This window comes from Arthrobacter sp. H5 (genome assembly GCF_000520595.1).
GTDB lineage: Bacteria > Actinomycetota > Actinomycetes > Actinomycetales > Micrococcaceae > Arthrobacter_D.
Genome location: NZ_AZSC01000373.1, coordinates 1 through 1,015 on the forward strand (window position 1 = coordinate 1; position 1,015 = coordinate 1,015).

General features: G+C 63.3%; 1 protein-coding gene. It reads left to right on the top strand.

Annotated features, from left to right (window positions below; all coding sequences use genetic code 11):
• Positions 1–1,015: FG-GAP-like repeat-containing protein (locus Y708_RS0101730; RefSeq protein ID WP_028278577.1), on the top strand; the 1,015-nt coding region annotated here is incomplete at both ends.

The window sequence follows — 1,015 nt, forward strand, 5'->3', positions numbered from 1 at the left end:
CAGCCAACTCGTCGGCGGCCAGGACTTCAACAATGATGGCCGGACCGACCTCATCGGCCGCAAAACCGACGGAACCCTCTGGTTCTACGCCGGCACCGGAACCGGAACCGTCACCGGAGCCACAAAAATCGGCTCCTCCGGCTGGACTACTTTCGACCTCCTCATCGGAGCCGGAGACCACACAGGCGACGGACGGGCCGACCTCCTCACCCGCAAACCCGACGGAACCCTCTGGCTCTACGCCGGCACCGGAACCGTCAACGGCACCACCAGCAGCGTCCAGCCCGGACGGCAAATCTCCACCGGATGGGCAGGCTACGCCGATCTCGTCAGCGCAAGCGACTTCAACAAGGACGGCCGGGCCGACCTCGCCGGATTCAAATCCGACTCATCTCTCTGGTACTTCGCCGGCAGCGGCGCCACAGACCCCGGCTACAAACCCGCCGCCCGCATCGCAGCCACCGGCTGGCAGGACTACACCGCAGTCCTCTCCCCCGGAGACTTCAACCGCGACGGCACCAAAGACCTCATCGGCCGCAAAAAAGATGGAACCCTCTGGTTCTTCAACGGCAACGGCAAAAGCGGCTACGGCACAGCCCTGCAAATCGGAACCAGCGGCTGGAACGTCTACACCCAGGTCCTGGCACCCGGAGACTTCAACAACGACGGCAAACCCGACCTCCTCGCCCGCCACACCAACGGAACCCTCTGGTTCTACGCCGGCACCGGCACCATCAACACCACTAACGAAGGCTACAAACCCGCCAAAAGAATCGGCAACGGGGGCTGGCAGAACTTCGAACAAATCATCACCCCCGGCGACTACAACAGCGACGGAAAACCCGACCTCCTCGGCCGCAAAACCGACGGAACCCTCTGGTTCTGGCCCGGCACCGGCACCATCAACACAACCAACGAAGGCTACGGCCGCGCCCTGAAAATCGGCACCAGCGGCTGGCAAAACTTCGACCACGTCATCACCCCCGGCGACTTCAACGGCGACAAACGCAACGAC